This is a genomic window from Bradyrhizobium sp. PRIMUS42 (assembly GCF_023006515.1).
In the GTDB taxonomy this organism is placed as follows: domain Bacteria; phylum Pseudomonadota; class Alphaproteobacteria; order Rhizobiales; family Xanthobacteraceae; genus Bradyrhizobium.
Genome location: NZ_JALBGZ010000459.1, coordinates 1 through 5,217, shown reverse-complemented (window position 1 = coordinate 5,217; position 5,217 = coordinate 1). Strand labels below are relative to the sequence as shown.

General features: G+C 64.1%; 7 protein-coding genes. 5 read left to right on the top strand and 2 right to left on the bottom strand.

From position 1 onward, the window contains the following. Positions 1 to 864 (bottom strand): MFS transporter (locus MOV75_RS26550; RefSeq protein WP_258719599.1); only part of this gene is annotated, 864 nt, incomplete at its 3' end. Between the two features lie 410 nt (positions 865 to 1,274). On the opposite strand from MOV75_RS26550, the gene MOV75_RS26545 reads away from it, so the two are divergent. From MOV75_RS26545 to MOV75_RS26530, 4 genes are all read left to right on the top strand, one after another. Next, positions 1,275 to 2,426, top strand: coding sequence for a zinc-binding dehydrogenase (locus MOV75_RS26545; RefSeq protein WP_246930603.1), 1,152 nt, complete (start codon positions 1,275 to 1,277; stop codon positions 2,424 to 2,426). A 3-nt stretch (positions 2,427 to 2,429) separates the two neighbouring features. Continuing rightward, the gene (locus MOV75_RS26540; protein WP_246930602.1) at positions 2,430 to 2,912 is read left to right on the top strand and encodes a DUF5680 domain-containing protein; all 483 of its coding nucleotides are present in this window, start codon (positions 2,430 to 2,432) and stop codon (positions 2,910 to 2,912) included. A gap of 116 nt (positions 2,913 to 3,028) precedes the next feature. Next, entirely contained in the window at positions 3,029 to 3,457 is a 429-nt protein-coding gene (locus MOV75_RS26535; RefSeq protein WP_246930600.1) for a VOC family protein, read from the top strand. Between the two features lie 104 nt (positions 3,458 to 3,561). After that, positions 3,562 to 4,074, top strand: a complete 513-nt coding sequence (locus MOV75_RS26530) for a hypothetical protein (RefSeq protein ID WP_246930597.1) — start codon at positions 3,562 to 3,564, stop codon at positions 4,072 to 4,074. A gap of 22 nt (positions 4,075 to 4,096) precedes the next feature. Here the strand turns inward: MOV75_RS26530 and MOV75_RS26525 are convergent, their stop codons facing one another. After that, the gene (locus MOV75_RS26525) at positions 4,097 to 4,450 is read right to left on the bottom strand and encodes a cupin domain-containing protein (RefSeq protein ID WP_246930595.1); all 354 of its coding nucleotides are present in this window, start codon (positions 4,448 to 4,450) and stop codon (positions 4,097 to 4,099) included. A gap of 445 nt (positions 4,451 to 4,895) precedes the next feature. Between MOV75_RS26525 and MOV75_RS26520 the strand changes: the two genes are divergently transcribed. Then, positions 4,896 to 5,217 (top strand): DEAD/DEAH box helicase (locus MOV75_RS26520; protein ID WP_247006874.1); only part of this gene is annotated, 322 nt, incomplete at its 3' end.

Below are 5,217 nucleotides of genomic sequence, written 5' to 3'. Positions count from 1 at the left end.
CGCAATGCCGGCGAGCAGCGCGCCGGCGGCGTCGGCCGCGAGCAGCACGCTGTAGGACACGCCGGGATCGCCATGGCCGAGATCGCCGGCATAGCCCGGCATCTGGGCGTGATAGGCATTGCCGATCATGAAGGAGGTGAGGCCGGCAAGCCAGGTCATCGCCGTCAGCACCGGCTGGGTGCCGATGGCGCGGATGGTCAGCACGATGTCGGCAAGGCCGCGCACGGCAAAGCGCCGCGCCGCGACGCTCTTGTCGCGCACAGGCGCCCAGAACAGCCACAGCAGCATCGGCAGATAGAACAGCGTGTTGAAGATGATGCCGTGCGAGGTGCCGAGCGTCAGCATGATCACGCCGCCGACGGCAGGCCCGACCAGGATGCCGAGATAGCGCGCCATCGCGTTCAGCCGCACCGCGCTCGGCAGGTCCGCAGGTCCCACGAGGTCGTAGAGCAGGAGCTGGTTCGGCGTCTGCCAGAGCACGCCGGCGCAGCCGTGGATCACCAGCAGCAGCATCGCGTGCCACATCTGGATCGTATCGGTGATGAAGAAGAAGCCCCAGCCGGCGGAGGCCGTGATGAACAGCAGCATGCCGCACTGGATGATGCGGCGCGGATCGAACCGGTCGGCGAGCCCGCCGACCGCGACCGAGAACAGCAGGAACGGGAGCCAGTGCGACAGCACGGCAAATCCCCCCAGCGTCGGCGAATGGAATTTCTGGAACACCACCCAATAGCTGATCACATGCTCGATATTGTCGGCCATCATCGCCAGCACGTAGGCGATGAACTGGAGGCGGTACGGCACCGACTTCATCGCCGCGAACGAGCCGGACGCAGCGACGGGATTTTTGGGCAGGGGGTTCAAGGGGCTACCTGGAAAGGATGTTATCCGGCCATACACGCTCACTGCTGAGCGCTCAAGACGTTGGGTGTAGATACAGCCATGCACTGCCGCCACACACTCCGCCGTCATCCTGAGGTGCGAGCCATGCGATGCATCAGCATCGCATGGAGAGCCCCGAAGGATGGGCCACAGGCGTTTGCAGCCCATCCTTCGAGGCGCGCAAGAGCGCGCACCTCAGGATGACGGCGGAGCGCGTGGCTGAGATCCGTAGCCCGGATGAGCGCAGCGACATCCGGGACATCTCTTCCCGCATGTCCCTGACGCTCATGCGGGCTACGAGACTTGCGCTTGGCACGCGCGCGCATCTCACATACGCTTCGCCTTACGCCCGCACCAACCAATCAGAACAGACGGGCATCGAGGAAATCGCCATGCAACAGATCCGCGTCTGCACCCACGCTGGTCCCGGCTCGGAGCCCGTCATCCGCACCGTGCCGTGGCCGAAGGTCGGCCGCAAGGCCGCGCTGATCAAGGTCGGCGCCTGCGGCGTCTGCGGCACCGACTTGCACATCCTGAAAGGGCATTGGCCGAAGCCGCTGCCCTGGCCGTTCACGCTCGGCCACGAGATCGGCGGTGTCATCGTCGAATGCGGCGACGAGCTCACCGAGGACTTCATGAGCAAGCCGCTCAAGGTCGGATCGAAAGTCATGATCCCGCCGCTGATGCCATGCGGGCATTGCTATTACTGCATTCATTATCCGCAAACCGCCAACAAATGCCTGACGCCGGTCTATTACGGCCGCTATCTCGGCTTCGACAAGGCGCCGCACATGTGGGGCGGCTGGGCCGAATATGTCTATGTCGATCTCGACATGCTGCCTGGCACCAAGATCTACAAGCTGCCCGACGACATGTCGCTGCGGCTCGGCGCGCTGTCCGAGCCGCTGACCTCGTGCATCCGCGCTTTCAATCGCGCTACCCGCGCCGGTGGTTTTTCCTGGGGCGACACGGTGGTGATCCAGGGCTCGGGTCCGATCGGCATTCTGGCGGTCGCGGCTGCAAAGGAGATGGGGGCGGGGCGCGTGATCTGCGTCGGTGCGCCGGAGGAACCGCGGCTCAAGCTCGCCCGTGAGTTCGGCGCGGAGGCGACTGTCAACATCGAGGAGATCAAGTCGCCGCAGCAGCGCATCGCGCGCGTGCGCGAGATCGTCGGCGGCTTCGGCGCCGATCTCGTGATGGACTGCTCGGGCCATCCCACCGCCGGCCCCGAGGGCATCGAGATGCTGCGCGACGGCGGCACCTATGTCGAGATGGGCCAGTTCACCGACGCCGGCTCGATCGAGACCTCCTGGCACCGCATCTGCACCAAGGACCTCAATGTGCTGGGATCCTGGGGCTTCACCGGCAACGACCTGCCGCTCGGCGTCGACATGCTGTATCGGACCGCGGGCAAATATCCCTGGCTGAAGATGCAGACGATCTATCCGTTCACGGAAGAAGGCGTCGCGCAGGCGGTGAGGGATGCGATGGCGATGAAGACGGTGAAGTCGACCATCGTGCCATGGCCGGAGCTGGTGGAGTAGCCGATGCCGTCGATCCCGCACGATCTCGCGGCGTTCCTGGTCGAGGCCAAGCGGCGCACCTATGCCGGTCTCGATGACGACGCGACCGTGGCGAAGCCGTTGCTTGCCGGCTCAAAACAGCTCGAGCACCGCGCGCCGCCTTTTGCCTATCGCGACATTTATTTCGGGATGGGATTTTTCGTCGGGCAGGAGACCGTGTCGAAGGACGACCGCGTCATCTGGTCGATGAGCTACAGCGGCGGCGTCGGCGCGGAGATCAGAGATCGGGAGACGTTTCTCGCGATCTACAAATTCCTGCGTCAGGCGTTGCTGGGCGTGCGCGTCGAGCAGCCCTACCGGGGACCGCCCCTGTTCGAGCAGGCAGGCATGGTCTACCGCAACGAGATCGAAGGCGCGCTCGATCGGTTTCACGGTGTCGAGACGATCTCGCAGCAGGACGGCACCAAGCTCTACGAGCTGCGCTATGGTGGCGGGCTGCTGCGTTAGCCTCCAGTCTTGTAGCCCGGATGAGCGAAGCGATATCCGGGGTGCTTGTGGGGAAGCATTCCCGCATGTCGCTCCGCTCATGCGGGCTACGTCCGGGCTTTTGAATAAAGGACACGATGACGAACGAACAGACAGCCGAACCACCCCCGCGCCCCCGCTCGCCCTTCCATGCCATCCGCGCGATCGACTACACCGTCATCTTCGTGCGCGACATGATCGCAATGCGCAGCTTTTACGAGGGCGTTCTTGCCTTCCCGCTGCTGCGTGAGTTGTCGTCGAACTGGATCGAGTACGGCATCGGCAGCAACACGCTCGCGCTCGCACGACCGAGCCGGACCGCGGCCGACGCACCGACGCCGCCGGGCAGCGCTTCGCTGCAACTGGCGTTCAAGGTGTCCGCAGCCGAGGTCGATGCATGCGCCGACGAACTGGTTCGGCAGGGCATTGCGCTGGTATCGCCGCCGACGAACCAAACGTTCGGACATCGCACCCTGTTCTTCCGCGACCCCGACGGCAATCTGCTGGAGATTTATGCGGAGATCTGAGCGGGAGCCGACGCCCAAAAAGTTCCATCTGATTTCCCCGAACTATTCACGCGGAGGTGAAACTTAGGCCCAAGTTCCGGCTTTCACTTCGCGGGAGAGGTGCCGTGAAGCGAATCCTGAAACCACTCACTTACATCCTGGCTGCAATCTACTTCCTGGTGGATGCGGTTTTCATGGCCGTGGCGAAGCCGATCGCGCGCTGGATCGAGCGGCATTTCCAGTTCAGGCGCTTGCGCGCCTGGATCAGGTCGCTGCCGCCATATCCGTCGCTGGCGTTGTTTTCCGTGCCCGTGATCATTCTGGAGCCGGTCAAGCCCGTGGCGGCCTACTTCGCTGCAACCGGGCAGGTTGTGAGCGGCGCCGTGACTTTCATTGTCGGCGAGCTGCTCAAGCTCGTGCTGGTTGAGCGCCTGTTCCATCTCACGCGCGACAAGCTGATGCGAATTCCCGCCTTTGCCTGGGTTTACGGAAAATACGCCGCGGCGAAGGCGTGGCTGCAAGCGACCGAAGCCTGGCGCGCCATCCGAGCGCTCGCCCGCGCGGTCAAGGACGGTGCTGTGCGTGCGAGAGCCAGGTTGGTCGGCAGCTTCAGCGGACTAGCTCCCTCCAGGGATTAGGCCGCGCCAAGCGCGCTGCCTGCTATGCGAGCTTGCGCGCCGCTGCGGTTGCCTTGTCGCCCGTGTTTGGTGTGCCGGTGGGTTCGATCAGCATCAGGTGAACCTCCTCGCGCGCCACCGGGCGATGCTCGACCCCTTTGGGCACGACATAGAGCTCGCCCGGACCGAGCGTCACTGTGCGGTCCTGCAATTCGATGTCCAGACGACCCTTCAGCACCAGAAAGAAATCGTCGGTGTCGTCGTGCTTGTGCCAGGTGAACTCGCCCTTCACCTTCACCACCATCACGTCGCAATCGTTGAAGGTCGTGACCGTGCGCGGGGACCAATGGTCGTGAAAGGTCGCGAGCTTGTCGGCGAGCGATATGCTGTCGGCCATGTTTCACTCGTGGGCGTTTCAGTTGGACAGGATTTGGGATCGAGGGACCGGCGCGACAAGACGCGCCTCGGGTTCATCAGGTGCGTGTGGCGGAGAAGGGGGCTCGGTCATTCCCGACAGTGTTTCAACGTCGTCATTGCGAGCGCAGCGAAGCAATCCAGGCGCGAGAGTCGATCTCTCTCGTGACCCGGGCAGGCTGCAAGGAGCCCGGCGTCAGACCGGTCGCGCTTCACCTTAATCAAGGTGGTCGAAAAAGCCCGCTGCAACCTCTGGGGCGCGGTTCTCTTTGCGAAGCCATGCATCATAGGCATGGTGATTTCCGAGCGCTTGGCGTAAAGAGCGCCCAGATCAAATCCAGCGTGCGGCCGGGCCGTTTGCCCCCCACGCGAGCTCAGGCCCGCCGGTTCACCGTTTGCGCGCCTGAATTAACCAAGGTTCTCCATCCGTGTCTTTTCCGGCCCTGACCCCGCCGCTCGCCCAAGCTTTGGCCGAGCGGAACTATGATTCACCGACCCCCGTTCAGCTCGCCGTGCTCGCGGACGATGCCCGCGATCGCGACCTCCTGGTTTCGGCGCAGACCGGCTCCGGCAAGACCCTCGCTTATGGCCTCGCCATGGCCAGGGATCTGCTCGGCGATGCCGAGCGGTTCGAGCAGGCAGCCGCACCGCTCGCCCTCATCGTGGCACCGACCCGTGAGCTCGCGATGCAGGTCCACCGCGAACTCGCATGGCTCTACGGGCATGCGGGCGGGCGCGTGGTCTCCTGCG

Coding starts and splice junctions, on each gene's coding strand:
- MOV75_RS26525 (WP_246930595.1), bottom strand. CDS start 4,450: ATGGCCGACAGCATATCGCTCGCCGACAAGCTCGCGACCTTTCACGAC.
- MOV75_RS26535 (WP_246930600.1), top strand. CDS start 3,029: ATGACGAACGAACAGACAGCCGAACCACCCCCGCGCCCCCGCTCGCCC.
- MOV75_RS26545 (WP_246930603.1), top strand. CDS start 1,275: ATGCAACAGATCCGCGTCTGCACCCACGCTGGTCCCGGCTCGGAGCCC.
- MOV75_RS26540 (WP_246930602.1), top strand. CDS start 2,430: ATGCCGTCGATCCCGCACGATCTCGCGGCGTTCCTGGTCGAGGCCAAG.